24 protein-coding genes, 1 rRNA gene, 1 pseudogene and 1 riboswitch are annotated in these 26,534 nt (G+C 71.5%); of the genes and pseudogenes, 7 read left to right on the forward strand and 19 right to left on the reverse strand.

From position 1 onward, the window contains the following. Nucleotides 1–80 precede the first annotated feature (80 nt). Complete coding sequence (locus FHS39_RS13990) at nt 81–563, forward strand: pyridoxamine 5'-phosphate oxidase family protein (protein ID WP_184349639.1); 483 nt, start codon at nt 81–83, stop codon at nt 561–563. 17 nt (nt 564–580) lie between these two features. On the opposite strand, the gene FHS39_RS13995 is transcribed toward FHS39_RS13990, so the two are convergent. Continuing rightward, nucleotides 581–1,486: a LysR family transcriptional regulator gene (locus FHS39_RS13995; RefSeq protein WP_184349640.1), complete on the reverse strand. Its 906-nt coding sequence runs from the start codon at nt 1,484–1,486 to the stop codon at nt 581–583. Between the two features lie 74 nt (nt 1,487–1,560). On the opposite strand from FHS39_RS13995, the gene FHS39_RS14000 reads away from it, so the two are divergent. Further along, nucleotides 1,561–2,562 carry a DMT family transporter gene (locus tag FHS39_RS14000; RefSeq protein WP_184349641.1) on the forward strand — a complete coding sequence of 334 codons (1,002 nt, stop codon included), beginning with the start codon at nt 1,561–1,563 and terminating at the stop codon, nt 2,560–2,562. On the opposite strand, the gene FHS39_RS14005 is transcribed toward FHS39_RS14000, so the two are convergent. Continuing rightward, nucleotides 2,553–3,890: an aminotransferase class I/II-fold pyridoxal phosphate-dependent enzyme gene (locus tag FHS39_RS14005; RefSeq protein ID WP_184349642.1), complete on the reverse strand. Its 1,338-nt coding sequence runs from the start codon at nt 3,888–3,890 to the stop codon at nt 2,553–2,555. The two genes, FHS39_RS14000 and FHS39_RS14005, sit on opposite strands and share 10 nt — an antisense overlap. Before the next feature lie 27 nt (nt 3,891–3,917). On the opposite strand from FHS39_RS14005, the gene FHS39_RS14010 reads away from it, so the two are divergent. Continuing rightward, entirely contained in the window at nt 3,918–4,625 is a 708-nt protein-coding gene (locus FHS39_RS14010) for a pyridoxamine 5'-phosphate oxidase family protein (RefSeq protein WP_184349643.1), read from the forward strand. Here FHS39_RS14010 and FHS39_RS14015 read toward each other — a convergent pair. The 3 genes from FHS39_RS14015 to FHS39_RS14025 form a co-directional block, all read right to left on the reverse strand. Then, a complete protein-coding gene (locus FHS39_RS14015) occupies nt 4,612–5,625 on the reverse strand; it encodes a DMT family transporter (protein ID WP_184349644.1) in 1,014 nt (337 codons plus the stop codon). The genes FHS39_RS14010 and FHS39_RS14015 overlap by 14 nt on opposite strands. Nucleotides 5,626–5,819: 194 nt before the next feature. Further along, nucleotides 5,820–6,383 (reverse strand): Clp protease N-terminal domain-containing protein, encoded by a 564-nt coding sequence (locus FHS39_RS14020; protein ID WP_045933727.1) that lies wholly within the window; start codon nt 6,381–6,383, stop codon nt 5,820–5,822. Nucleotides 6,384–6,583: 200 nt separating this feature from the next. Further along, complete coding sequence (locus tag FHS39_RS14025) at nt 6,584–7,165, reverse strand: PadR family transcriptional regulator (RefSeq protein WP_184349645.1); 582 nt, start codon at nt 7,163–7,165, stop codon at nt 6,584–6,586. Between the two features lie 195 nt (nt 7,166–7,360). Here FHS39_RS14025 and FHS39_RS14030 point away from each other — a divergent pair, with 195 nt between their 5' ends. Then, nucleotides 7,361–8,176, forward strand: a complete 816-nt coding sequence (locus FHS39_RS14030) for a PhzF family phenazine biosynthesis protein (RefSeq protein ID WP_184349646.1) — start codon at nt 7,361–7,363, stop codon at nt 8,174–8,176. A gap of 31 nt (nt 8,177–8,207) precedes the next feature. Here FHS39_RS14030 and FHS39_RS14035 read toward each other — a convergent pair whose 3' ends face one another. Both FHS39_RS14035 and FHS39_RS14040 read right to left on the reverse strand, forming a co-directional pair. After that, a complete protein-coding gene (locus FHS39_RS14035; protein WP_184349718.1) occupies nt 8,208–8,999 on the reverse strand; it encodes a CPBP family intramembrane glutamic endopeptidase in 792 nt (263 codons plus the stop codon). Nucleotides 9,000–9,139: 140 nt separating this feature from the next. Further along, nucleotides 9,140–10,642: a glutamate-cysteine ligase family protein gene (locus FHS39_RS14040; RefSeq protein WP_184349647.1), complete on the reverse strand. Its 1,503-nt coding sequence runs from the start codon at nt 10,640–10,642 to the stop codon at nt 9,140–9,142. Nucleotides 10,643–11,132: 490 nt separating this feature from the next. On the opposite strand from FHS39_RS14040, the gene FHS39_RS14045 reads away from it, so the two are divergent. Both FHS39_RS14045 and FHS39_RS14050 read left to right on the forward strand, forming a co-directional pair. Further along, a complete protein-coding gene (locus tag FHS39_RS14045) occupies nt 11,133–11,717 on the forward strand; it encodes a hypothetical protein (RefSeq protein WP_184349648.1) in 585 nt (194 codons plus the stop codon). Between the two features lie 318 nt (nt 11,718–12,035). Continuing rightward, complete coding sequence (locus tag FHS39_RS14050) at nt 12,036–12,242, forward strand: DUF5999 family protein (RefSeq protein ID WP_045933733.1); 207 nt, start codon at nt 12,036–12,038, stop codon at nt 12,240–12,242. A 112-nt stretch (nt 12,243–12,354) separates the two neighbouring features. Here FHS39_RS14050 and gcvP read toward each other — a convergent pair whose 3' ends face one another. Beyond that, nucleotides 12,355–15,240 carry an aminomethyl-transferring glycine dehydrogenase gene (gene gcvP, locus FHS39_RS14055; RefSeq protein ID WP_184349649.1) on the reverse strand — a complete coding sequence of 962 codons (2,886 nt, stop codon included), beginning with the start codon at nt 15,238–15,240 and terminating at the stop codon, nt 12,355–12,357. A 192-nt stretch (nt 15,241–15,432) separates the two neighbouring features. Next, a riboswitch (glycine riboswitch) is annotated at nt 15,433–15,541 on the reverse strand. Between the two features lie 178 nt (nt 15,542–15,719). On the opposite strand from gcvP, the gene FHS39_RS25860 reads away from it, so the two are divergent. Further along, on the forward strand, nt 15,720–16,175 hold the full coding sequence (locus FHS39_RS25860; RefSeq protein WP_343069573.1) for a PRC-barrel domain-containing protein: 456 nt from the start codon (nt 15,720–15,722) through the stop codon (nt 16,173–16,175). A 74-nt stretch (nt 16,176–16,249) separates the two neighbouring features. Here the strand turns inward: FHS39_RS25860 and FHS39_RS14065 are convergent. The 11 genes and pseudogenes from FHS39_RS14065 to rrf all read right to left on the reverse strand — a co-directional run. Next, nucleotides 16,250–17,557 (reverse strand): annotated as a pseudogene (locus FHS39_RS14065) (DNA polymerase IV); the annotation flags it as partial. A 49-nt stretch (nt 17,558–17,606) separates the two neighbouring features. Continuing rightward, the gene (locus FHS39_RS14070; RefSeq protein ID WP_045933736.1) at nt 17,607–18,257 is read right to left on the reverse strand and encodes a MerR family transcriptional regulator; all 651 of its coding nucleotides are present in this window, start codon (nt 18,255–18,257) and stop codon (nt 17,607–17,609) included. A gap of 203 nt (nt 18,258–18,460) precedes the next feature. Then, the gene (locus FHS39_RS14075) at nt 18,461–18,934 is read right to left on the reverse strand and encodes a bifunctional nuclease family protein (protein ID WP_045933737.1); all 474 of its coding nucleotides are present in this window, start codon (nt 18,932–18,934) and stop codon (nt 18,461–18,463) included. Between the two features lie 52 nt (nt 18,935–18,986). Further along, entirely contained in the window at nt 18,987–19,766 is a 780-nt protein-coding gene (gene ftsR / locus FHS39_RS14080; protein WP_045933738.1) for a transcriptional regulator FtsR, read from the reverse strand. Between the two features lie 44 nt (nt 19,767–19,810). Next, on the reverse strand, nt 19,811–20,659 hold the full coding sequence (locus FHS39_RS26070; RefSeq protein ID WP_425507777.1) for a double zinc ribbon and FHA domain-containing protein: 849 nt from the start codon (nt 20,657–20,659) through the stop codon (nt 19,811–19,813). Between the two features lie 130 nt (nt 20,660–20,789). Continuing rightward, a complete protein-coding gene (locus FHS39_RS14090) occupies nt 20,790–21,791 on the reverse strand; it encodes a DUF881 domain-containing protein (protein WP_184349651.1) in 1,002 nt (333 codons plus the stop codon). Between the two features lie 5 nt (nt 21,792–21,796). Then, nucleotides 21,797–22,129, reverse strand: a complete 333-nt coding sequence (locus tag FHS39_RS14095; protein WP_004947174.1) for a small basic family protein — start codon at nt 22,127–22,129, stop codon at nt 21,797–21,799. Continuing rightward, entirely contained in the window at nt 22,126–23,016 is an 891-nt protein-coding gene (locus tag FHS39_RS14100; protein ID WP_184349652.1) for a DUF881 domain-containing protein, read from the reverse strand. Before FHS39_RS14100 ends, FHS39_RS14095 begins: the two co-directional genes overlap by 4 nt. 120 nt (nt 23,017–23,136) lie before the next feature. Then, on the reverse strand, nt 23,137–25,632 hold the full coding sequence (locus tag FHS39_RS14105) for a mannose-1-phosphate guanyltransferase (protein WP_184349653.1): 2,496 nt from the start codon (nt 25,630–25,632) through the stop codon (nt 23,137–23,139). Nucleotides 25,633–25,709: 77 nt separating this feature from the next. Then, complete coding sequence (gene clsA, locus FHS39_RS14110) at nt 25,710–26,300, reverse strand: cardiolipin synthase ClsA (protein ID WP_184349654.1); 591 nt, start codon at nt 26,298–26,300, stop codon at nt 25,710–25,712. A gap of 146 nt (nt 26,301–26,446) precedes the next feature. Continuing rightward, nucleotides 26,447–26,534: ribosomal RNA gene (gene rrf / locus FHS39_RS14115) — 5S ribosomal RNA — on the reverse strand; the annotation flags it as partial.

The following is a 26,534-nucleotide window of genomic DNA, read 5'->3' on the forward strand; positions in this document are numbered from 1 at the left end:
CGGTAGCGGGCATTGCGCGACGGCGGAAGAGGCCTCATGGTTTCTGACAGGCAGTCAGGTGTGGGGCGGGAGGGTGCGCGATGACCGGCACGCAGCGGCGGAGCCGCCGGATCATGATGACGGGGGCAGAGCTGGACGCCTTCCTCACCGAGCAGCGCACGTGCCGGGTGGCGACGGCGGGGCCGGGCGGGCGGCCGCACGTCAGTGCCCTGTGGTTCCTCTGGGACGGCGAGGCGATGTGGCTGTACTCCCTGGTCCGCAGCAGGCGGTGGGCCGACCTGCGGCGCGATCCGCGCGCGGCGGTGGTGGTCGACGACGGCCTGGAGTACGGGGAGCTGCGCGGGGCCGAGCTGTCCGGCCGCGCCCTGCCGGTGGGCGACGCTCCGCGCACCGGCGGTGCGTGCGCAGAGCTCGAGACGGTGGAGCACCGGTTCGCCGCCAAGTACTTCGGCCTGGCGGCGATGCCGCACGACGGCCGGCACGCCTGGCTGCGGCTGCGCCCCGAGGCGGTAGTCTCCTGGGACTTCCGTAAGGGGGCGGGCGCGGTGGGGCCGGGCGCCTGAGGGCGCGGCCGGCGGCGTCAGCCGCTCACGCCCAGTGCGGCCGTGCGCAGGGCTTCGACCGCGGCGCGGATCGAGGGCCTGCGGTCCGCGTCCGCCCGCCAGAGCGCGTAGACATGGCGGCACATGGTGTGCCGTACGGGCACCACGCGCACCCCGTCGGGGACCGGGCCGCGGCCCAGCCGGGGGGCCACCGCGACCCCCAGCCCGGCGGCGACCAGGGCCAGCTGGGTGTGGTGTTCCTCGGCCATGTGCGAGATGCGGGGCTCGACGCCCTTGCCGCGCAGGGTGAACATCAGCCAGTCGTGGCAGAACTCGCCGCGCGGCCAGGAGATCCACTCGTCCTCGGCGAAGTCTTCGAGGACGACCTCCGCGCGGTCGGCGAGGGGGTGGTCCGCCGGGACCGCCACGTCGGCGGGGTCGTCGAGGATCGGGTCCTTGACGAGGCCGTCGGGCAGCGGCAGCGGCTTGTTGTACCAGTCGAGGACGACGGCGACGTCGAGGTCGCCGCGCACGACCTTCGGCACGGCATCGTCCGATTCCATTTCCTGCAGCCGGGCGCGCAGCTTGGGGTGTTCGGCGCGCAGCCCGGCGAGGGCGGCGGGGAAGAGGCCGCGGGCCGCCGTGGGGAAGGCACCGAGCAGCAGCTCGCCCACGGGCTGCCCGGCCTGCGCTTCGAGGTCGGCCTGGGCGAACTCGACCTGGGAGAGGATGCGCGAGGCGTGGTCGGCGAGCAGCCGTCCGGCGTCGGTGAGCCGCACCCCGCGGCCGTTCTTGGCCAGCAGCTGCTGGCCGGTCTCGCGCTCCAGCTTGGCCAGCTGCTGGGAGATGGCGGAGGTCGTCACATGCAGTCCGTCGGCCGCACCGCTGACGGAGCCGTGCCGGGCGACGGCATGGAGGGTACGCAGGCGCTCCAGGTTCAACATGTAAGCGATGCTACGCGATGCTCCCCAAAATTATTTGCTTGTTCTAACGCTTGCGCCCCGGCATTGTAGTGTTCATGAGCACCGTTGCCACTCCCACACCACCGTCCAACTCCTCCGCCGCATCCACCCCTTCGACCACCCCGGTCACGCCCGCCCCGGCAGCCGCCGCGCCGGAGCAGGGCCGCCCCGCCGTGGACTGGCGGATACGGTTCGGTGCTCTCACCCTCATCTGGGGCTTCAGCTTTCTGTTCATGAAGCTCGGCACGGACGGCTTCGCCCCGCCGTACATCTCCTTCGGCCGGATGCTCTTCGGCACCGCGGTGCTCGCGGTCACCCTGGCGGTCAAGCGACAGCGGCTGCCGCGCCGCGCCCGGACCTGGGCGCACCTGGCCGTCGCGGCCTTCCTGCTCAACGCCCTCCCCTTCACGCTCTTCGCCTACTCCGAGCTGACCATCTCCTCGAGCCTGGCGGCCATCTGCAACACCACGACCCCGCTGTGGGGCATGGTGCTCTCGCTCGTGGCGCTCTCCGAGGACCGCCCGACCCGGCGCCGGTTCGCCGGTCTCGGCCTCGGCTTCGTCGGCGTGCTCACGGTCCTGGGCGCCTGGCAGGGCTTCTCCGGTCAGGACCCGGCGGGCACCGTGATGGCACTGATCGCCGCAGCCAGCTACGCCGTCGGCTGGATCTACGTCCGGCGCATGCTCTCCGACACCGGCGACTCCAACCTCGCGCTGTCCGGCGGCCAGCTGCTGATCGGCACCGTGCAGCTCGCCATCGCCGCCCCCCTCCTCAGCCCGCTTCCGGGCTCGCTGCCGCTGGTGCCGCTGCTCGCCGTCTTCGCCCTCGGGGCGCTGGGCACGGGCTTCGCCTTCCTCATCCAGTACGGGCTGGTCGCCGAGGTCGGACCCACCACCGCCACCCTGATCACCTACTTCACCCCCGTGGTGGCCACCGGCGCGGGCGTCGCCCTGCTCGGCGAGTCGCTCACCTGGAACCTGCCGGTCGGCGCGGTCATCGTGCTGGCCGGTGCCGCGCTCACCCAGACCAAGGCGCGCCCCAAGCCCCGTCAGCCGTAACGCCCTGCCGCCACCGGGCGGGTCGCGGCCGCCAGCGCGTCCGCGACCTGCCCTATCTCGTCCATGGCGAGGGTGGAGACGGTCAGCCGCACGCCCGGCGGGGACGCGAGGCGGAAGCGCGCCCCCGGCGCCACGGCCCATCCCGACTGCAGCATGCGCGCCACCACTCCCGTCTCGTCCGGCACGGGCACCCACACATTCATCCCGCTGCGCCCGTGCGCCGCGATCCCCCGCTCCCGGAGCGCCTCCACCAGCGCGGCCCGGCGCCTGCCGTAGGACGCGGCGACCCCTTCCCCGTCCACCGCGCCCGTGCGCCACAGATGCAGCACCGCGTCCTGCAGGACATGGCTGACCCACCCGGCCCCCAGGCGCTGCCTCCCCAGCACCCGGTCCAGCGTGACGGAGTCGCCGGTGAGCAGGCCGAGCCGCAGATCCGGCCCGTAGGTCTTGGCAACCGAACGGACCAGCGCCCAGTGGGTGGTGACCCCACCCAGCGGGCGCAAGGGCTGATCGACGATGCCGTGGCCGTTGTCGTCCTCCACGAGCAGCACGTGCGGGTGGGCCGCCAGGACCGCGCGCAGCTCCTCGGCCCGCGCCTTGCCGACCGCCGCCCCCGTCGGGTTCTGCGCCTGGTCGGTGACGATCAGCGCCCGGGCCCCCTGCCGCAGCGCCCGCTCCGTCTCCCCCGGCAGCGGGCCGTCGTCATCGACCGCCACCGGCACCGGGCGCAGCCCCAGAGCCGGAATCAGATCCAGCACGCTGCCCCAGCCCGGATCCTCGACGGCCACCGCGTCACCCGGCCTGAGGTGCGCGACCAGCACTCGCTCGATCGCGTCCAGCGCGCCCGAGGTGACCGCGACCGGCCCCTCCGGCACCCCGTCGGCCCGGAAGGCCGCCCGCGCCATCCGCTCCAGCTCGGTGTCCGCGACCGGCTCGCCGTAGAGCACGGGGCGCCGCTCGGCGCGCTCGGCCGCCGCGGCGAGCGCGCCGCCGAGCGAGGGCAGAAGCGCGGGGTCGGGATTGCCCGAGGAGACATCCCGCACGCCCTCCGCCGTGACCTGGATCTGCTCGCGCGGGGTGCTCGCCGGGCGGTCGCGCACCCTGCTGCCCCGCCGGCCCGCCGTCTCGATCACCCCGCGGTCGCGCAGCGCGCGATACGCGGCCGCGACCGTATTGGGGTTGACCCCCAGCTCGATCGCCAACTCCCGCATCGGAGGCAGCAGTTCACCCGGGGCGAGCCGACCTGCTCCGACGGCTCGCTCCACGCTCGCGGAGATCTCTGCTGCGCGACGCCCTTCGATCCGATACTCTCCTAGCACAAACAGCATTATGCACTAGTGCAATGAGGCTTCGCAATGTCTTCTGCAACGTCTTCTTCCACGTCTCCTTCCCCTGCCCACGAGCAGACCGATGCCTACGAGCAGACCGAGCGCACCACCCCCACCCGCAACCGCGACCGCGCGTCCTACGACCGCGAAGTGGTGCACTCGATACTCGACGCGGGCTGCGTCTGCCACCTCGGATTCATCCGCGACGGCGCCCCCGTCGTCCTGCCGACGCTCTACGGACGGATCGGCGACCGCCTGTACGTGCACGGCTCCACCGGCTCCCGGCCGCTGCGCACCGCCGCGCGGACGGAAGACCCCGGGATGCCGGTCTGCCTCACCGTCACCCACCTCGACGGGCTGGTCCTGGCCCGCTCCGCCTTCCACCACAGCCTCAACTACCGCTCCGTCGTGGTGCACGGCACGGCCCGGCAGGTCACCGACGAGGCGGAGCTGAGGGCCGCCCTCGACGCACTGGTGAACCAGGCCGTGCCCGGCCGGGCCGCCGACTCCCGGCCCGCGAACGCCAAGGAGCTGGCGGCCACGGCGGTGCTGCGCGTGGATCTCCGCGAGGTGTCCGCCAAGATCCGCAACGCCGGGCCCGGGGACGAGCCGGAGGATCTCGCCCTCCCCCACTGGAGCGGTGTCGTCCCCGTGGCCACGGCCTACGGCACCCCGGTCCCGGCGGACGACCTCGCCCCGGGCATCCCCGTGCCGGCCTACCTCACCGCTCGCTGACGACCGCGGGACCCCGCGCTTCCCCGTACGCCAGCGCCAGCACCGCACCGAGCAGCACCGTCGTCCCCACGACGGTCGCGGCGGTGAGCCGCTCACCGAGCACGGCGACCGCGATGACGGCCGCCGTGACCGGCTCGAGCAGGGTGATCACCGATGCCGTGGTGGCCCGTACGGCCATGAGGCCGGCGAAGAACAGCCCGTAGGCCAGGGCCGTCGGCACCGTCACCAGGTAGGCCATCAGGCCCAGGGTGCGGCCGAGTTCGGCGGTCCGCGGCCACAGGCCCTCGGCGGCCGCGAGCGGCAGCAGGCACACCGCGCTGACGGCGAAGGACGTCAGCGTCGTGCCGAGCGGGTCCGCGCCCGCGCCCCGGCGCGCGAAGAAGCGGCTGCCGAGGGTGATCACCGCGTACCCCGCCGCGGACAGCAACCCCAGCGCCACCCCGGCCGGACGCACCGCGCCCGAGCCGTCGCCGCCGAGCATCAGCACGGCAAGCCCGCCGAGCGCGCCCATGACGGCCACCCGGCCGCCCCTGCCGAGCCGTTCGGCCATGAACAGCCTGCCGCCGAGCGCCACCAGCACGGGCGCGGCGCCCTGGGTGACCACCGTGCCGACCGCGAGGCCCGTCGCGTCGACGGCACCGAAGTACGCGGCCTGGAAGACGGTGAAGCCCAGGCCGGTGACCAGGATCCGCACGGCCCGGCGCCGCCCGGGCTCCTGCGGCCGGAGCGACTTCGCGCGGTGCGGCCGCAGGGCACGCAGGGCGAGCAGCAGCACCAGGCCGCCGACCGCGCGCCAGAAGGTGAGCGCCACGGGCCCGAGCCCGCTGCTGTCGAAGGCGAGGGAGGCGGTGGCGCCCGCCGTGCCCCAGGCGACGCCCGCGACGGTCACGAAGAGCAGGCCGCGGCCGACGGGCACGGCTGCGGGGGCGGAGGGCAGGGGTATGACCGGGGCGTCCGGAGACGGGCGCGCCGGCAGGGAAGTCGAAACGGAATCGGACATGACTGTTCTCCCGCGGAAGGCGTGAAGTGATCGCGTGGTCCCGTGTGCGGGCAGCGGCGATCCGCCCGGGTACTCGACCCGGGCCCGGTCCTTCCGGGGTGCGGCCGCCCGCGCTTACGCGGCGGGAGGCGGCAGAACGGTCATCGGCATGATCGGGACTTTAGGACGGCGGGCCTGACCTGGGCAACTCCCCGTCACGCCCGCGGCTCCGGGCAGCCGGCGGCTGCGGCGCGCTCCAGGCGCCGGGGGTCCGCGAGGCGCATGGCAAGCAGGCAGGTGTCGACCCCGGCCCGGCGCAGTACGTCGACGGCGCGGCACCGGTGGTCGCGCACCAGGGCGGCGAGCAGGTCCAGCCCGTCCACCCGGGCCGCGCCGCGGGCGCGGGCCCGCGCGTACGCCTCGCGCAGGGCGTCCGTCGCGGCGGGCGACCAGCCGGAGGCCCGACCCGATGACAGCGCGGCGAGCGCCGGCAGCGCGCCGGAGTCCTCCACGGTGCCGCTCCAGCGCAGCCCGTAGCCGATGGTGCGCTGGACGAGGTAGCCCAGAAGCCGTGCGACCTGGGCCGGTCCGCCGTCGAAGGCCGCCCGGCACTGCGGGTCGGCTTCCAGCAAGGTGTGCAGCAGATGGGCGGTGTCGGCCTGCCGGTCGCCGTCGCGCGCGGCGCGCCTGCGGGCGCCCGCGATCGCCGCGGCGAGCTCCGCGGTCGGCTCCTCCTCGGCTGCCTTGGCCCATCCGATGTCAGGTGTACGGCTTTGCACCCTCCCACCCCATCAGTCCCGCGCCGAAGGAGCATCCCCGGCGGGAAGCATTCCCGCATCCGACGCCAGTTGGGTACGGGCAATCGATCCCCCCTCCCCAAGGAGGAGAAGCGCCGATATGTCTCAGGGTCGCACGGAACGCCCAAGGGGCGTACGGGCTATACCCGTACGCCCCTGAGCCGGCATCACGCCGCCCCGTCTCACCCTTCGTCGGCGAGGATCAGGTAGAGCTTCTTGCGGGCCTCGCCGACGACGGCGAGCGCCTTCTCCCGCTGCTCGGGGGTGCCGGTCTTCCAGACCTGCCCGAAGGCCTCCATCAGCCCGAAGCCGGCCTGCCGGATCTCCTGCGCGGCCTCCCAGTCGACGCCGCGCCCGACCTCTTCCCAGGGGGCTCGGGATCCCGCCTCGGCCTCGGTGCGGCCGGCGTCGGTGAGGGTGAACAGCTTCTTGCCGCCCTCGCTCTCACTGGCGATCAGGCCTTCGTCCTCCAGCAGCTGGAGGGTGGGGTAAACCGAGCCCGGGCTCGGCTTCCAGGCCCCGCCACTGCGCTCGGCGATCTCCTGGATCATCTCGTAGCCGTGCATGGGGCGGTCCTGCAGCAGGGCCAGGATCGACGCCCGCACATTGCCGCGCCGGGCCCTGCCCCCGCCGCCGCGACCGCGCCCGCCGAAGGGCGGACCGCCGAAGCCGGGGCCGAACGGCCCGAAGGCCCGCCGCCCACCCTCGCCGGGGCCGCGACGCCCGCCCCCGCGCCGCTCGGGTCCTTGTCCGTGGAAACGCATGGTTGTTCCTTTCCGTCGCACTCTTTATCGCTGATCTGTCGCGATGCGTCAACGATATATCGGAACCGATCGAACGACAAGACCCGACAGTCAGTCCGTCATGGGCGCACCGGCCGGCGCACGCGCCCCACCTCCGGTCCACCGTCGGGCAATTGGCCGTGGCCTGCGGCTTTGCAGGCCGTCTACGGTCCCTCCATGCGCATCCGAATCGTCGACGCCTTCGCCGACCGTCCCTTCACCGGCAACCCGGCCGGGGTGGTGCTCCTGGACTCCGACCCCTTCCCCGACGACGCACACCTCCAGCGGATCGCGGCCGAGGTCAACCTCTCCGAGACCGCCTTCGCCCGCCGGCTGCCGGAGGGGCAGGAGGCCGACTGGGCCTTGCGCTGGTTCACCCCGGTCACCGAGGTCGACATGTGCGGCCACGCCACTCTCGCCACCGCTCACGTCCTGCACACCACGGGCACCGCCGGCGGCACCGTGCGGTTCGGGGCGCGCTGCGGCGTTCTCACCGCGGCCGCGCACGCCGACGGCTCGATCACGCTGGACTTCCCCACCTCGGACCTGACGCAGGTCGCCGCACCCGACGGACTGGCCGAAGCCCTGCACGCCACGCCGCTCGGCGTCCACGACACCAGCCGTCACATCGGCGACCTGCTGGTCGAACTGGCCGACGAGCGCACCGTACGGTCCCTGGCCCCCGACTTCGCGGCCCTCGCCCGGCACTCCGACCGTGGCGTGATCGCCACCGCCGCGGCCGAGGACCCTGCCTTGGGGTACGACTACGTCTCGCGCTGCTTCTTCCCGAACGTCGGCATCGACGAGGACCCGGTCACCGGCAGCGCGCACACCGCGCTGGCCCCCTTCTGGTCGGCCCGCCTGGGCCGCGCCGAGCTGACGGGACTCCAGGCGTCCGCGCGCACCGGCCTCGTACGCACGGCGGTCCGCGGCGACCGTACGCTCCTGACCGGCACCGCCGTCACGGTCATCGACGGCGAACTGCTCGCCTAGGGCGCATCCGACGGGCCGGCGCGGGGTCGGGTCAGGCCGTGGGCAGCCAGCCCACCTTGCCCGCCAGCAGGGCGTAGCCGACGAACGCCACGACATCGATCAGCGCGTGCGCGGCGACCAGCGGGCCGACCCGCCCCCAGCGCCGGTACAGCAGGACGAACACCACGCCCATCACCATGTTGCCGAGCAGGCCGCCGATCCCCTGGTACAGGTGGTACGAACCGCGCAGCACCGCACTCGCCGCCAGCGCCGCCACCGGCGTCCAGCCCAGCCCGTCCAGCCGGCGCAGCAGATAGCCGACGACCACGACCTCTTCCAGCACGGCGTTCTGCACCGCGGAGGCGACGAGGACGGGGATCCGCCACCACACGTGAGGCAGGTTCTCCGGCACCACGGTCAGGTTGAAGCCCGCGGCCCGCACGACGAGGTAGAACGCCAGCCCGGCGCCTCCGATGCAGGCCGCGATCGCCGCACCCCGCGCGAGGTCCGGGCCCGGGCGCGTGCGGTCGAAGCCGATCGCCCGCAGCCCCCGGCTTCCCGGACCTTCGCGCGTCAGCAGGTGGGCCACCAGGAAGACCGGGACCAGCGCGGTCGCGATGCCGAACACCTGCCAGGCGAGGTCCAGCCAGGGGCGGCCGGGGGCGTGCGAGGCGTTGAGCGTGGCGGCCTGGTCCTTGAGCCCGCCGGGCCGGGTGGCGGCGCCGACAAAGCTGATCAGGGAGGAGACCGCGCTGGCCCCGAGCGAGAGCGCCAGCACGAGCAGGGTCTCGGAGCGCAGCGTCCGCCGCGACAGCCCGCCGCCCCCGGAATGCGGCCCGGGCAGTCCCCCGGGCCGGGTCCCGGCGCCGTCGCACGCGTTCTGCCGCACTGTGTCTCTCCCGTCTGCCCGTCACCGCGGTCGTCACAGCTTGCCCGACGCACAGGTGCCGGTGAGACAGGGGGTACGGCCGTGTCCGCGCGCGGTCAGTACCCGACGCCCGTCGGCCAGGTGTGCACCGGGGCTCCGGTCCGCATCAGCTCGCAGTAGCGCCGTGTGGTGGCGGCGAGCGCGGGCCCGCGGTCCAGGCCCCGCTCCAGGGCTCGGTGGTACGTGGCCGCCTGCCAGGACGCCCCGTTGACCCGGCGGCGGCAGCGCTCCTCGACGACCCCGAGGTAGTGGTCGCGGTCGGCCGGCTCCACGCCCCAGGCGTCGAGCCCTTCCGCAGCCAGCGGCAGCAGCTCCTCCAGCACCAGGCGCACGGCCGGCACCCGCGCCACGCCGCCGGCGCGGCCCGCCTTCGGCCAGCGCAGAAAGGATTCGATGCCGTGACGGCAGGCGACGTCGAAGTTGTCGGCGGCGACGGCGAAGGGCATCCGCGTCCACACCGGCCGGGGCTCCTCGGCGAGGGCCCTGACCAGCCCGTAGTAGAAGGCGGTGTTGGCGAGGACGTCGGTGACGGTCGGGCCGGCGGGCAGCACCCGGTTCTCCACGCGCAGGTGGGGGACGCCGTCGGCGATGCCGTAGACCGGGCGGTTCCAGCGGTAGACGGTGCCGTTGTGCAAGGTGAGTTCGTACAGCTGCGGCACACCGCCCTCGTCGAGCACTCGCAGCGGGTCCTCGTCGGCGGATATGGGCAGCAGCGGCGGGAAGTAGCGCAGGTTCTCCTCGAAGAGCTCGTACGCGGAAGAGATCCAGCGCTCCCCGAACCAGGTCCGCGGCCGGACACCCTGGGTCTGCAGCTCGGGCGGGCGGGTGTCGGTGGACTGCACGAACAGCGGCGGGCGGGACTCGCGCCACAGCTCGCGCCCGAAGAGGAACGGCGAGTTGGCGCCCACCGCGATCTGCACTCCCGCGACGGCCTGCGCGGCGTTCCACACCGCCGCGAACCGCCCCGGTGTGACCTGCAGGTGCAACTGCACGGACGTACAGGCGGCTTCGGGGGCGATGGACCGCGCGGTGAAGGTCAGCCGCTCGACGCCCGCGATGTCAACGGTGAAATCCTCGCCGCGGGCGGCCACGACCTGTTCGTTGAGCAGTGCGTAGCGGTCGCCCACCGAGAGGTTCTTCAGCACCAGGTCACGGCTCGTCAGGGTGGGCAGAATGCCGATCATCACGATGGAGGAATCGACGTCCGCGGCCCGGCGGTCGGCATAGGACAACCCCGTGCGCAGCTCTTCGGCAAGCTGGTCGAAAACCCGGCACGACAGCCGGTGCGGGACGATGTTCACTTCCAGATTGAACTGTCCGAGCTCGGTCTGGAAATCCTGGCTTGCGATACGCTCCAGCACCTCCGCATTCATCATCCTCGGCATCCCGTCGGGGCCCGCGAGATTCAGCTCGAGCTCCAGTCCCATGAGATTCCGGGGGCGGTCGAACCGCTTCTCCGCCGACAGTCTCGCCAGCCCTTGGAGGCACTGCCGGAGCTTATCCCGGTGGCGCTGCCGGTCGGCGAGGTCGAACCCCTCGGCCACGACCTTCTCACCCATTCAAGCGTCCCTCCTCAAGCGGGTCGCCCACGGCCCCGACCGCCTTGTCACGGTCGATGATGCCCAGGCCGGGCGATCGATAACGCCTCGCCGCGACCGCATACCCGGTAGGCTCTCCACCACGCGCACTCCGGCACATTCCGTCGGCATAACGTGAGTACAGGGCCATCGCGCAATGCGCTGGTGATAAACACCGACGAGATCCGGCCTACCGTATCCGGACGAGATGCCGAGGTCACGGGACCGAATACTGCACAAAATCACCGAAATCCCCCCTGGATACGGCCCTGATTTCCCCTTGCCGGAAATGCTGCGGACCGCTAGGCGAAACACCGTGTGAACACGTGTCGTATAAACTCCGGAATAAGGCAGAGAGCAGGCGCCCTGGCAGTCGGTCCCGGCCCCCCTCTGACCCCGCACGCCGACAGCGTCGTCCGCACCCCCGCATGCCCCAGCTCCACCGTGTCTCCGAAGTGAGAGGCGACCCACCATGCCGCTGCATGTTCCCCCTGCCCCCGCGCCTGCCCTCCGCAGCGTCCTCACGGCCCTCGGTTCCCCCACCGCCGTCCGTGAAGCCCGTACACCGTCGCTGAAGGCCGCCCAGTCCCCGCTCGGCCCCGAACTCCCGCTGCCCGTCCATGTGCTGGAGCGGACCGCGCCCGGCAGTGCGCCACGCACCCGGCTCACCGGCTGGCGCTTCCTGATCAAGGCGGGCGAGCGGGCGGTGGCCGCGGCCGAGACCATGCTGACGCCGGACGGCTGGGCGTTCTCCCACTTCTTCGAGGGCCCCTACCTCGCCTCCACCGAACGGGCGCTGCGCCAGGCGGAGTCACTGCCCACTCCGCACCAACCCCGCCTGCTGTCGGTGCCGGAGCTCTACATGCTCACCCTCTGGCTGCACGGGGACATCACGGCCGACGCCTCGTCACAGTTGTTTGCACCGGGCGACCTGCTGGTGCCACTGGCCCCCGCGCCGCCGGGCATCGCCGCACACCGGCCGCACCGGGTGACCGACCTGCTGCCGCAGCTCACCCTCCGGCTGACGCCCGGTCCGCTGCTCAGGACCTCCGCCTGAGCGCCCTTCCGAACGCCCCGCGACCCCCGTGATCCAGGGGGCTCGTGGGGCGTCGTACTGCTTCCGTCACAACCGCCTCACCCGGTCGGTCTAGCCCACTGTGACCACTCCCAACCCCCCCGAAGTGACGGTCTCGTTGGGAGCAACCGCCCGCGCGGGTGACGCGTCCTCATCCTGTGAGGAGCGTCACCGGGAAATCCCTGCGGAATCAGGCCCGTAGGGCAACACTGGGACCGACCGACGAATCCAACGGGGGGCGGCATGACCACCGCATCGAGCCGCAGGACAGCCACCACATCAGAGCGAGAGATCCCTGCCATGTGCCAGCACCAGCCCACGTGCCCTTCAGCCGACTCCGCCGACCGGGAGGCCGCCCACCTCGTGGCGCACTTCCCGGAGCAGGGATGGAGCCTGCTGTGCAACGGAGTCCTGTGCTTCGAGGACACCGGCGAGCTGCTGCCGGACGGGCAGATCATCGCCCCGCACCGGTCGCTCGGCACCGGCCATGTGGTGACCGCTGCCTAGGCGGCACCAGCAGCACCACCCGGCGCAACAGCACAGGACACACCGCAGAAAATGAAGGGGCCGGCCCGGCGTGAACGCCGAACCGGCCCCGACCCGTGACCGGGCCCGTGTATCAGCCGTCGTACTCCTCGAGCGGCGGGCAGGAGCAGACGAGGTTGCGGTCGCCGTAGGCACCGTCGACCCGGCGCACCGGCGGCCAGTACTTATCGGCGGCCGAGACCCCGGCGGGGAAGACGGCTTCCTCCCGGCTGTAGGGGTGCTCCCACGCGCCGGCCACGCAGGCCGCGGTGTGCGGGGCGTTGCGCAGCGGGTTGTCGGCGTTGTCCCACTCCCCCGAGCCGACCTTGTCGATCTCGGCGCGGATGGCGATCATCGCCTCGCAGAAACGATCCAGCTCGGCGAGGTCCTCGCTCTCCGTCGGCTCGATCATCAGCGTGCCGGCGACGGGGAACGACATGGTGGGCGCGTGGAAGCCGTAGTCGATCAGCCGCTTGGCGACGTCGTCGACGCTGACGCCGGTCACCTTGGTCAGCGGCCGCAGGTCCACGATGCACTCGTGCGCGACGAGCCCGTTCGGGCCGGTGTAGAGCACCGGGTAGTGCGGCTCGAGGCGCTTGGCGATGTAGTTGGCGCCCAGCACCGCCACCTGCGTGGCGCGCTTGAGGCCCTCGCCGCCCATCAGCCGGACGTACGCCCAGGAGATGGGCAGGATGCCCGCGGAACCCCAGGGCGCCGCGGAGATCGGCCCGACGCCCGTCGCCGGGCCCGCGGCGGGCTGCAGCGGGTGGTTCGGCAGGTACGGGGCCAGGTGGGCGCGGACGGCGACCGGGCCGACGCCGGGGCCGCCGCCGCCGTGCGGGATGCAGAAGGTCTTGTGCAGGTTCAGGTGCGAGACGTCGCCGCCGAACTCGCCCGGCTTGGCCACGCCCACCAGGGCGTTGAGGTTGGCCCCGTCGACGTACACCTGGCCGCCCGCCTCGTGCACGGCGGCGCAGATGTCGGCCACGTGCTCCTCGAAGACGCCGTGCGTGGAGGGGTAGGTGATCATCAGTACGGCGAGCTCGTCGCGGTACTGCTCAATCTTGGCGCGCAGGTCCTCGACGTCGACCTCGCCGTCGTCGGCGGTCTTGACGACGACGACCTTCATCCCGGCCATCACGGCGCTGGCGGCGTTGGTGCCGTGCGCGGAGGACGGGATCAGACAGACGGTGCGCTGCTCGTCGCCGTTGGCCCGGTGGTACGCCCGGACGGCGAGCAGGCCCGCGAGCTCGCCCTGGGAGCCCGCGTTGGGCTGGAGGGACACCTTGTCGTAGCCGGTGACCTCGGCGAGGCGCTCCTCCAGCTCGGTGATGAGCGTGAGGTAACCCTCGGCCTGCTCGGCGGGGACGAAGGGGTGCATCGCGCCGAACTCGGGCCAGGTGACCGGCTCCATCTCGGTGGTCGCGTTGAGCTTCATGGTGCAGGAGCCCAGCGGGATCATGCCGCGGTCCAGCGCGTAGTCGCGGTCGGCGAGGCGGCGCAGGTAACGCAGCATCGCGGTCTCGGAGCGGTGCTGGTGGAAGACCGGGTGGGTGAGGTAGCCGCCGTCGCGCAGCAGGCCCTCGGGGAGGGTGTCGGGCGTGACCGCGTCGAGCTGCTCGACGTCCGCCTCGACGCCGAACGCCGACCACACCGTGGCCAGGTGCGCGCGGGTGGTGGTCTCGTCGCAGGCGATGCCGACGTGGTCGGCGTCGACCGGACGCAGGTTGACGCCGTGCTCGCGGGCGGCGGCGACGACCTCGGCGGCCCGGCCGGGCACGCGCGCGGTCAGCGTGTCGAAGTACGCGCCGTGGACGATCTCCACGCCGCCGGCGCGCAGGCCCTCGGCGAGCAGCGAGGCGTAGCGGTGGGTGCGGCGGGCGATGCCGGCCAGGCCCTCCGGGCCGTGGTAGACGGCGTACATGCCGGCCATGACGGCCAGCAGCACCTGTGCGGTGCAGATGTTGCTGGTGGCCTTCTCGCGGCGGATGTGCTGCTCGCGGGTCTGCAGGGCGAGCCGGTAGGCCTTGTCGCCGTCGGCGTCGACGGAGACGCCGACCAGGCGGCCGGGGAGGCTGCGGGCGAACTTCTCGTGCACGGCCATGTATCCGGCGTGCGGACCACCGAAGCCCATCGGGACGCCGAAGCGCTGGCTGGTGCCGACGGCGATGTCCGCCCCGAGCTCGCCCGGGGAGGCCAGCAGGGTCAGCGCCAGGAGGTCGGCGGCGACGGTGACGATCGCGCCGAGCCCGTGGGCCTGCTCGATGCAGGGGCGCAGGTCACGGACGGCGCCGGAGGCTCCGGGGTACTGCAGCAGCACGCCGAAGACACCGCGCTCGACGAGCTCGGCGGGGATGCCCTCGGAGAGGTCGGCGACGACGACCTCGACGCCGGTGGGCTCGGCGCGGGTCTCGATGACGGCGATGGTCTGGGGCAGGGTGTCGGCGTCGACGAGGAAGACGCCCTGCTTGACCTTGCCGACGCGGCGGGAGAGCGCCATGGCCTCGGCGGCGGCGGTGCCCTCGTCGAGCAGGGAGGCGCCGGAGGTGGGCAGACCCGTCAGGTCGGCGACGACCGTCTGGAAGTTGAGCAGCGCCTCCAGGCGGCCCTGCGAGATCTCCGGCTGGTAGGGCGTGTAGGCCGTGTACCAGGCGGGGTTCTCCATGATGTTGCGCAGGATGACCGGCGGGGTGAACGTGCCGTAGTAGCCGAGGCCGATCATGGGGGTGAGCACGTCGTTGCGGTCGGCGAGCGTGCGCAGCTCGGCGAGGACCTCGGCCTCGGTGCGGGCGTCGGGCAGCCCGAGCGCCTCGCTGCTCTTGATCACGTCCGGTACGGCGGCGGCGGTGAGCTCGTCGAGCGAGCCGAAGCCGACCTGGGCGAGCATCTTGGCCTGGGCCCCACCATCGGGACCTATGTGCCGGCTCTCGAACGGAGTGCCGCGCTCCAGGTCGGAAAGGGAGATGCGGTGGACGGTCATCTGCGGAGGCCTCCTGGTCATTGCGACCTGCGAGGGGTACCACGGCGCGGGTACCCGGACGGCCTCCCCCTCTGTCATCTCAACCTGAGAGCTTCACCGGACCCGTGCAGCTCGGCCCGGCTTTCACCGTCGGTGAGGAGGGGCGCTCGGCGTGGATGCCCGACCGGTGCCCGCCCTGCTTTCCAGAGTGACCTCGTCCGTGCGGTACGTGTGCCTGAGAGATTCCGGGGAGGATTTGCTCCTTCGGCGCCTTTCGCCAAGGCCTTTCGGGCCTTGAGAAGGACTCTCCCGCACAGGGTCTGCGGCCATTCGCCAGCCTACCAGCGCGGCTTTCCCCCAGGATCTCCCGAGTGGCCGCTTCCTGCTTTGTGCCTTTTCGTGGTTGTCAGGGGCTTTCCCGGCTTCCCGGCGGCGCACGGCGGGCGGTTGGGTGGCGTGCGTGCGGACGCCACCGGGCCGGGCGACTCTTGGGAGGATGCGTGCAGACCGACATCGATCCGCGGAGCCTGATCGGCCGCAAGGCCTTCGACCGGGACGGCGCCAAGATCGGCACCGTGGACGAGGTGTACCTCGACGACGCGACGGGCGAGCCGGAGTGGGCCGCCGTGCGCACCGGCCTGTTCGGCCGGGACGCCTTCGTGCCGCTGGAGCCGAGCCGCATCGAGGGCGACAGTCTGCACATCCCCTACGAGCGAGCACTGATCAAGGAGGCACCGGACTTCGGGGTGGGCCGCCACCTCTCCCCCGAACAGGAGCTGCAGCTCTACCACCACTACGGGCTCGAGCTGCCGCCCCCGGAAGGCTCCGAGGCCTCCGAGGCTCCTGAGGCCCCCGGGGCGCCCGCGGCCCGGGGCCCTTCGGCCTCGGCACCACCCGCGGGCTCCGAGGGCCCTGGCGAGGGCGGTGAAGGCTCTGCCGCGGGCTCCGGGGGCTGATCCCAGGCGGCCCGTATCAGCGGCAGCGGCTCCCCGGGCTCCAGCGCCGGGTCGTCGACGGCGAACGTCCGGACCCGGCCGGGGGCGGACCAGGGCTGTTCGAAGCGGACGGTGACTCGGCCGACGCCGCTGCCCTGGATCCACCCGGCCCCGTACTCCGCGTGCCGTACGTCCAGCCCCGGCAGCCAGCGGCGGGGCTGGGGGGCGGCTTCAGCCTGCGCGTCGGCCTCGGGCCCGGCGGCCGCGGGCTCGGCCGACGCCGTGTCCCCGGCGGCCTCGGTGGCCGCCTGGGCGAACAGGTCTTCCTGGGTGTAGTCGGCGAGCCCCGAGACGCCCACCCCGAGGAGCCGGACCCCGCTCGTGGTGTCGACGCCTTCGAGCAGCCGGCGGGCGGCCTCCCGCACCACCGACAGTTCGTCCGTCGGGCCGCGCAGCGTCTCGGAGCGGGTCAGGGTGGAGAAGTCGTAGCGCCGCACCTTGATGGAGACCGTGCGCCCGGACCGGCCCGCTTCCCGCAGCCGCCGCACGCACCGGTCGGCGAGGCGGTCGAGCTCCAGCTGCACCCGGGTGCGGTCGGTCAGGTCCTCTTCGAAGGTGTCCTCCGCCGAGACGGACTTGGCGTCCCGCTCGGCGACGACGGGGCGGTCGTCATGGGCGGTGGCCAGGGTGTACAGGCCGGTGCCGTGTGCCTTGCCCAGCAGCCGGACCAGCTCGTCCTCCCCGGCCTCGGCGGTCTCGGCGACGGTGGTGATCCCTGCCCTGCGCAGCGTCTCCGCAGTGGCGGGGCCGACGCCGGGGATGGCGCGCACGGACATGGGGCCGAGCACCTCCAGCTCGGTGCCGGGCTCGATGACCACGAGGCCGTCGGGCTTGGCCTGCTCGGAGGCGATCTTGGCGAGCATCTTGGAGCCCGCGAGGCCGACCGACCCGCTGAGCCCCGTGGCCGCCAGGATGTCCCGCCGCAGCCGCTCCCCCACGGCACGGGCCGCCGCGGTGGAGGGCTCGACGCCGCCGGCCTCCAGATCCACGAACGCCTCGTCCAGGCTGAGTGGCTCCACCAGCGGCGACAGGGTGCGCAGCAGGCTCATGACCACCTCGCTGACCTGCCGGTAGAGCGAGAACCTCGGGGTGAGATAGGCGGCGTTGGGGCACAGGCGGCGGGCCTGGGCCGTGGCCATGGCCGAGTGGATCCCGAAGACCCGTGCCTCGTACGAGGCGGTGGCCACCACGCCGCGCGGGCCGATCCCCCCGACGATCACGGGCTTTCCGCGCAGGCTGGGCTTGGCCGCCTGCTCCGCCGAAGCGTAGAAAGCGTCCATGTCCAGATGAAGGATCGTCGGTGCACCTCTCACAGGACAGATGCTGCCGCACACCACTGACATCGGCGCCGACGTGCGGGGATCCGCCCCGGGCAGGGCCCGGGGCGGCCCGTCAGCCCGCGCGGTTGCGGCGGCGTGCCAGCTCGTCGGCGGGGTTGTGGCCCACCAGCGTCTCGCCGGTGTCCACCCGCTCGCCGTGCAGCTGGGACAGCGCGCTCTCCACGTCGCGCCAGACGACGCCCACGGCGATCCCGAAGACGCCCTGGCCGCCCTGGAGGAGGTCGACGACCTCGTCGGGCGAGGTGCACTCGTAGACCGTGGCCCCGTCGCTCATCAGCGTCATCCGGGGCAGGTCGGCCATGCCCCGGGTCCGCAGGTGCTGGACCGCGGTGCGGATGTTCTGCAGGGAAACGCCGGTGTCCAGCAGCCGCTTGACGATCTTCAGGACGACGACGTCGCGGAAGCTGTACAGCCGCTGGCTGCCCGAGCCGTACGCCGGGCGCACGCTGGGCTCCACCAGGCCCGTACGCGCCCAGTAGTCGAGCTGCCGGTAGGTGATGCCGGCCGCGGCACATGCCGTCGGCCCGCGGTATCCGATGTCGTCGGGGCTCCCTGAGCCCTCGGAACCCTCGGCATAGTCGCTGTCCCGCCCCCTTTGCGTGGTCACCGCTGCCGCGGCGGGATGGCGGGGCGCCGGCTCGACCGTTCCCCCATGCAGCGGATACGGACTGCCTACCGCTGTACCGTCGCCCGTGCTTCTCACGCCGACCTCCGTCCTTGACCTGCCTTCTCGACGGTAGGCAGTCGCTCGGGGTGCGTCAACGATCGCCACACTCGGCACGCCGAGTGATAATCACCCTGAGAGTGGTTTTACGTGTCCCGGGATCGGGAAAGGCTACTCGAATGCGCCGTGGCGTCCCGGCACACGCCTGACAGGGCGTCCGCGTCCTGCCGACTGCGGGCGCCTCACTGGCTGTTGGTGCCGAAGTCCTCCGGCGAGATCTGGTCGAGGAACTCGCGGAACTTCTCCACCTCGTCCTCCTGCTCGTCCGGGATGGCGATGCCCGCGTCGTCCAGCACTCCGTCACTGCCGTAGATCGGCGTGCCGGTGCGCAGTGCAAGCGCTATGGCGTCGGAAGGCCTCGCGCTGACCTCCACCCCGCTGGCGAAGACCAGCTCCGCGTAGAACACGCCTTCGCGCAGATCCGTGATGCGGACCTCCGAGAGCTGCTGTCCGACCGCATCGAGCACGTCCTTGAAAAGGTCGTGGGTCAGCGGGCGGGCAGGCGCCATGCCCTGCTGGGCGAAGGCAATGGCCGTAGCCTCCCCCGGTCCGATCCAGATCGGGAGGTAACGGTCGCCTCCCACTTCCCGCAGGAGCACGATCGGCTGGTTTGAGGGCATTTCCACCCGGACACCCACGACATCGAGCTCGTTCACACAGCAACCCTAGGACGTGCCCGGCAGGTTTGGGTAGTCGGGCACCCGCCGGTCACTGTGTGCGCAGGTGCAGCGCGCTCTGTACGAGGGCGGCGTGCAGGCGTACGGACAGGGCGGCCAGCTCCCGGGCCGTGGCCTCGGCATGGGCCCTGGTCTGCGGATTACGGTGTCTGCGCAGGGGTGCGATCACTTGTTCGACCAACCCGGCCTCCCGGTCGGCCGCCGCCTTCATGGCGCGAAGATGCCGTGGTTCCAGGCCGAAACGGCCCAGGTCGGCGATGAGCTTGGCGACGGTCACGCAGTCGGCGTCGAATCCGCCGTCCGGGTGGGCGGCGACCAGGCCGTAGGACTCCCACTCCGCGAGCTCACCCTCGGTCGCCCCCGCGGTGGCCAGCAGCTCCTCCCGGCCGATCCGTGCGGCCGCGGGCCGCCCCGGCTCACCGTGGCCGGCGTCGGCGGCTCCGGCGGCAACCGCCTCGTCCGCAAGGTCGAGCACCTCGCGGGACTGTGCGGGGGTGGGCAGCTGGACCCGCTCGCCGCGGGCCATGGCGTCGAGATGCTCCCGGATCACTTTCAGCGGAAGATAGTGATCGCGCTGCATCCGCAGCACGTATCCGAGCCGCTCCACGTCCACCGTGCTGAACTTGCGGTATCCGGACGGGGTGCGCTGCGGTTCCACCAGGCCCTCCGCCTCCAGGAAGCGGATCTTGGAGATGGTGACCTCGGGGAACTCCTCGCGCAGCAAGTTGAGCACCGTGCCGATGCTCACCAGCCGCCCTTCCGCACCGGCGGTACCGGAGGGCCCGGTACCGCCCGACGATGCTCGAAGCATGGCCCTTCCCTTGGGATCCCCCCGGACGCCGGTCCGGGAGAGGGTCAGATGCCCCGCTGGCTGCCGAAGAAGACCAGACGGTACTTGCCGATCTGCACCTCGTCGCCGTTGGAGAGCGCGACCGAGTCGATCTGCTCGCGGTTGACGTAGGTGCCGTTGAGGCTGCCGACGTCGGAGACCGTGAAGCTGCCGTCCTGGGCCCGGCGGAACTCGACGTGGCGCCGCGAGACGGTGACGTCGTCGAGGAAGATGTCGCTCTGCGGGTGCCGGCCCGCCGTGGTGACCTCCGCGTCCAGCAGGAAGCGGCTGCCGGAGTTGGGGCCGCGCCGGACGACCAGCAGCGCCGAGCCGAGCGGCAGTGCGTCGACCGCCGCCTGGGCCTCGGGCGAGAGCGCCGGGATCGGCGTCTGGCCGGTGGTCTCCGAGTCATAGGCCTCGAGGCCGGAGATGGAGATGGTCGAGGTCGTCTCCGAGGCGCGCTCGGCGACCGCACCGGGCCGCAGCGGCGCACCGCAGTTGGAGCAGAACCGACTGGCCTCGGCGTTCCGGTGGCCACACCTCGTACAGACCGGCAAGGCAAACCCTCCACCCGCACTTGAGGTTGCTGGTGCCCCGAAACCTATGCGCCCGGCCGTGGCAGGGTCAACAGAGGACGCGCCCTGTCCGCCCGGAATGTCTTCTCCGGGCGCGCCCGGCGCACCCAGCTGGTCGCGGAACAGGGGACGCCCTCCCTGGCTCCCCTCACCGCCTTCCACCGGCCGTGAGGCGCGGTGGCGCGCACTGCCGCCGTCCTGGCGTGCGCTCTTGCCGAACAACTTCGCAAACAACTTCACGGGCGATTCCCCTTGACCGAAACAGACCCGCCCGTGGGGCAGGACAAACCCTTGCTGCACACACCGTCCGACCTGGACATCCCTACAACGTCCACGGTCGACAGACAGTTTCCATCACGCACCTCGAACTTGGTGCGCCGACCCCCCGCAACCTCCCGCCGTCCCCATGGGCCCCGCACGAGCGCCCGATTCACTGCGATGACGACCGAGCGTAGTCAGGCCGCTTCGCCGGGCGCAAGGCGTCCACAATGATCTTCTCAGACCGGGACACGCTGACCGCGGCCTGCTCCTTCTCCAGAGTCTGCACCACTCCGCCAGGGATGTTCAGCGCGGGCTCCAGGTCCTGAGGCTTGCCGATGACCTTGAACTTATAGGGCTGCGAGACCTTTTTGCCATCGATCTCCACGTTTCCGGCGGAGCCGGAGAAATAGGTGTCGGCGACGACCCGCACATCGTTGATCTGGATCGCCTCGGCGCCGGCGGCCCGCAGCTCCTGGATCGTGTCGAGCAGCTTGTCCGACTCGACCGCCCCCTTGCTGTCGCTCACCGTGAGCTCGATGCCCGGCCCCTGCGCGGCGACGGTGCCCGCGAGCACGGCGAGTTGCTCCTCTTTCTGCGCGGTCTGCTTGCGCGCCTCGGCAGCCTGGTTGGAGCTGCTCTCCAGCTGCGTCCGCTGGCTCTCCAGCCGCCGCTTCTCATCGTCGAGCCGCTTGGTGCGGTTGTCGAGCTCGTCGAGGATCCGTACCAGGTCCTCCTGCCGGGCACCGCGCAGGGCGCTGTTGTCGCTGGTGGACCGGACCTGGATCGCCAGGCCCAGGCCGAGCACGCACAGCAGCAGCGCGACGGTGAGCTGGGCCCGCGTCAACCTCGGCGGCCACAGTCCGTTCACCAGGCGTTGACGTCCCGTCAACGGCTCGGCTTCGGGGGCCTCATCCGATGGCGGGACGGCACCGGGTGCGGGCGTCTCCTCGGCGGCAGGACCGGCCTTCGGCTCGGGCCGCTGGCGCTCGGCCCCTTCACCTTCCGCGGCGGACCCGGGCTCGGAGGGCTGCTCCCCCGGCCCGTTTTCCGGCTTGTCTTCCGCCTTGTCCTCAGGCTTGATTTCCGGCTTGCCTTCAGGCCCGGTGGGCTTCGCCGGCTCCTCGGCCGGGTCCGGCTTTCCGGGCTTGTCCGGAGTGTCGTCTGTGCTCATCGGTCTCACGCCCGGAATACGTGCCGCCGGATGGCGGCCGCGTTGGAGAAGATTCGGATGCCCAGGACGACCACGACACCGGTGGACAACTGCGCGCCGACGCCCAGCTTGTCGCCGAGGAAGACGATCAGCGCGGCCACCACCACATTGGAGAGGAAGGACACGACGAAGACCTTGTCGTCGAAGATCCCGTCCAGCATGGCCCGCAGGCCGCCGAAGACCGCGTCCAGCGCCGCGACGACGGCGATGGGAAGGTAGGGCTCGACCGCCGTCGGCACCACGGGGCGGACGACCAGTCCGACCACCACTCCCACGATGAGGCCCAATACGGCGATCACGATGTGCCCTTCTCTGGCTTTGCGGTTCGTACGGTCAGACTCGGCGCGGCCGGCAGCCGGACCTCGCCCTCGGCGGAAATGCTCGCGCGGATCCCGTAGTTCTGCTGCAGAACATGCAGGTACTGTCCGTCGACGCTGTCCTGGAAAGTGGTGCTCAGCCGCTGGCCGTCCCCGATCGCCAGCACCGTGTACGGCGGCACCAGTGGCCTGTTGTCGACCAGTATGGCGTCACCCGCGGCCCTGATCGCGGACAGCGCGGTCAACCGCTGGCCGTTGATCGCGATCGCTTCCGCCCCGGACTGCCACAGGCCGTTGACGATGCGCTGCATGTCACGGTCGCGCACCCGGCCGGTGTCGGAGAAGCCGCTGCTCTCGCGCGGCCCGCCGCCGCTGGTCTTCGCCTGTTTTGCGTCATCTACAACTACTTTGACCCCGGGCCCCTGCACGGGGGTGGCCCCGGCGAGCAGGGACACCAACTCCGCCTTGTCCCCGCCGTGTTTCCGCAGCGCGTCACGCTGCTGCGTGCCGACCGAGTCGCGCAGGGTGTCGACGTTCTTCTGCAGCGAGTCCGCGGCCGCGGTCTCCGCCTCGATGCGGTGGATCAGCTGCTGGCGCTCCTTGGCCAGCGTCGGTGCCGATATCTGCGCCTGCGCGGCCCCCAGCGTCACCACCACCGCAGCGAGCAGCAGCGCCGCCGCCAGCCCCAACTTGGCCCGCAGTGTGCTCGGCAGGCCCTTGCCGCCCTCGGCACGCCGGGCCGCTGCCTGCGCGTAGCCGTCGTCGAGGCTGTGGTCCATCACATTGGTCAGCAGCCACATCGAGGCATCGGGGCGCGGCGGAGGCGACGGGGTGCTCCGAACGGGGGGCTGCTGCGACATGCCGCACATCGTCGCACGTCGGGGGCGTCCTCTCCCAATGGCCCCACCGGCGTGCCGGATCCGGGACGGAACCGGGACAATCCGATGGGCGGAAGAGGACGCCCCCGCGGGGTCCTGCTCGAACCCTTGTCAGCGGCCGGCGCCGTCCACCACTGCCGACCATTCGTCGAGCAGCGCCTGGGCGGAAGCGTCGTCGGGACCCTCGGCCCACAGATGCGTCACGGCCTCCGCCGGGTCCGGCAGCACCATCACCCAGCGGCCGTCGGCTTCGACCACCCGCACACCGTCGGTGGTGTCCACCGAGCGATCGCCCGCGGCCTCCACCACATGCCGCATGACCAGGCCCTTGACCGCCCACGGTGTGGCCAGGTCCCGCCGCAGCACGTGCGCCCTGGGGATACGGGCGTCTATCTGGCTCAGCGTGAGCTGGGTACGGGCAACCAGGCCGATCAGCCGTACGAACGCCGCCGTGCCGTCGAAGACGCTGCTGAACTCCGGGATGATGAAGCCGCCCCGCCCGTCCCCGCCGAAGATGGTCGACTCGGCACGGCCGACCCGGGTCAGGTCGTCCGGCGACGTCGTCGTCCACTCCACCTGGGTGCCGTGGTAGGCGGCCACCTGCTCGGCGATCCGGGTCGTGGTCACCGGCAGCGCCACCCGCCCGCTGCGCCGCTCGGCGGCGACCAGGTCGAGCAGCACCAGCAGGGCCCGGTCGTCCTCGACGATCCGGCCGCGCTCGTCCACCAGGGAGATGCGCTCGCCGACGGGGTCGAACCGCACCCCGAACGCCGCCCGGGCGGAGGCGACGATCTCCCCGAGCCGGACCAGCCCGGACCGGCGGGCGTCGGCCGTCTCGGTCGGGCGCGCCTCGTCGAGGCCGGGGTTGATGGTGAGCGCGTCCACGCCGAGCCTGCCCAGGAGGCTGGGCAGAACGAGCCCCGCACTGCCGTTGGACGCGTCGACGACGACCTTGAGGCCCGCCTCGGCGACTCCGGTGGTGTCCACGGAGCGCAGCAGCGAGCCGGTGTACGAGTCGTAGACGCTGGACGGGAAGGAGAGGTCGCCGATCTCGCCGGGGAAGGCTCGTCGGTACTCCTGTCGCGCGTAAACCCGGTCGAGCTTGCGCTGACCGGCCTGGGAGAGGTCGGCACCCCGCTCGTCGAGGAACATGATGTCGACCGAGTCCGGCACCCCGGGCGACGTACGGATCATGATGCCGCCCGCGCTGCCGCGCGCGGTCTGCTGGCGGGCCACCGGCAGCGGTACGTTCTCCAGATCCCGGACGTCGATGGCGCTGGCCTGCAGGGCCGAGATCACCGCGCGCTTGAGCGCCCGGGCGCCTCGGGAGTGGTCACGCGCCGTGGTGACGGTCGCGCCCTTCTTCAGCGTGGTGGCGTAGGCACCCGCGAGGCGTACGGCCAGCTCGGGGGTGATCTCCACATTGAGGATGCCGGAGACTCCCCGGGCGCCGAACAGGTGGGCCTGGCCGCGGGATTCCCAGATGACCGAGGTGTTGACGAACGCACCCGCCTCGATGGTCTTGAAGGGATAGACCCGGACGTTGCCCTGAATAATCGATTCCTCACCGACGAGGCACTCATCGCCGATGACGGCTCCGTCCTCGATCCGGGCGGCCCGCATGATGTCGGTGTTCTTGCCGATGACGCAGCCGCGCAAATTGCTCTGCTGGCCGACGTAGACGTTGTCGTGGACCACGGCCTTGTGCAGGAAGGCACCGCTCTTGACGACCACGTTGGAGCCGACGATGGTGTGCTCGCGGATCTCGGCCCCGGCTTCGACCTTCGCGTAGTCACCGATGTAGAGCGGTCCGCGCAGCACGGCGTCGGAGTGCACCTCGGCGCCCTCGGCGACCCATACGCCCGGCGAGATCTCGAAGCCGTCTATGTCGACGTCGACCTTGCCTTCGAGGACGTCCGCCTGGGCCTTGACGTAGCTCTCATGGGTGCCGACGTCTTCCCAGTAGCCCTCGGCCACATAGCCGTAGATCGGCTTGCCTTCCTTCATCAACTGCGGGAAGACGTCACCCGACCAGTCGACCGGCACATCGGCCTGGACGTAGTCGAAGACCTCCGGCTCCATGACGTAGATGCCGGTGTTCACCGTGTCGGAGAAGACCTGGCCCCAGGTGGGCTTCTCGAGGAAGCGCTCGACCCTGCCCCCTTCGTCGACGATGGTGATGCCGAATTCCAGAGGATTGGGAACCCTGGTGAGACAGACGGTGACGAGGGCGCCCTTCTCCTTGTGGAAACGGATCAGGTCGGTCAGGTCGAAATCGGTGAGGGCGTCTCCGGAGATGACCAGGAAGGCATCGTCCTTGAGCGCCTCTTCTGCGTTCTTGACGCTGCCCGCGGTGCCGAGTGGCTTTTCCTCGTTGGCATAGGTGAGCTCCATGCCCAGTTCTTCGCCGTCACCGAAGTAGTTCTTGACGAGCGAGGCGAGGAACTGCACGGTCACCACGGTCTCGGTGAGCCCATGCCGCTTGAGCAGACGCAGCACATGCTCCATGATCGGCCGGTTGGCCACCGGCAGGAGCGGCTTGGGCATGCTCGAGGTCATGGGGCGAAGGCGGGTGCCTTCGCCGCCGGCCATCACGACGGCCTTCATGTCGGAAGCGTCCTCCTTGAGAGACGACGGTCATGCCGACTTCACGCCCGCTAAGGCCCTGGTCTACGGCGGCGAGGTCAGTCGGCCGTGGTGTCCGCCCTGACAAGTCGGCGGACCTGAACCACGTAGAGGATCCCTGCCCACCAATAGAGGGTTGTACCCCATCCGGCGAACGCCCATCCGAAAATGGCGGCGAGCGAGGGCAACCAGCCGTGTCCATCACTGAGAAGCAGCAACGGGAACGCGTACATCAGGTTGAAGGTGGCGGCCTTGCCAAGGAAGTTCACCTGCGGCGGCGGATAGCCGTGGCGCCTCAGAATCCACACCATGACCAGCAGCATCGCCTCGCGGGCGAGCAGTGCGCCGGTCAGCCAGAGCGGAAGGATCCCCCGCCAGGTGAGGCCGAACAGGGTGGACAGCACATAGAGCCGGTCGGCTGCAGGGTCGAGCAGCCGGCCGAGGTTGCTGATCTGATTCCAGCGCCTGGCGAGCTTTCCGTCGAGGTAGTCGCTGACCCCGCTGAGGGCCAGGACGAGGAGGGCCCAGCCGTCCTGCTCCTGGAGAATCAGCCACAGGAAGAGGGGAACGCCGACGAGCCGCGCCATGCTGAGGATGTTCGGGATGGTGAGGACGCGGTCGGTATGGACGCGCGTCTCCTGGACCTCCACCCGGGGGCCTCCTATGGGAAATGTGCGGACGATTCCCCCCGACTTTACCCTCCGGCGTCCCGCCACCGGGGCGAGGGGCCCGGAAATGCGAAAAAGCCCCGACGAAGACCGGAATCGGTCCCCATCGGGGCTTTCTCTTACAATTAGTTCGGCGGCGTCCTACTCTCCCACACGGTCCCCCATGCAGTACCATCGGCGCTGAAAGGCTTAGCTTCCGGGTTCGGAATGTAACCG

The organism is Streptomyces olivoverticillatus (assembly GCF_014203555.1).
Lineage (GTDB): Bacteria > Actinomycetota > Actinomycetes > Streptomycetales > Streptomycetaceae > Streptomyces > Streptomyces olivoverticillatus.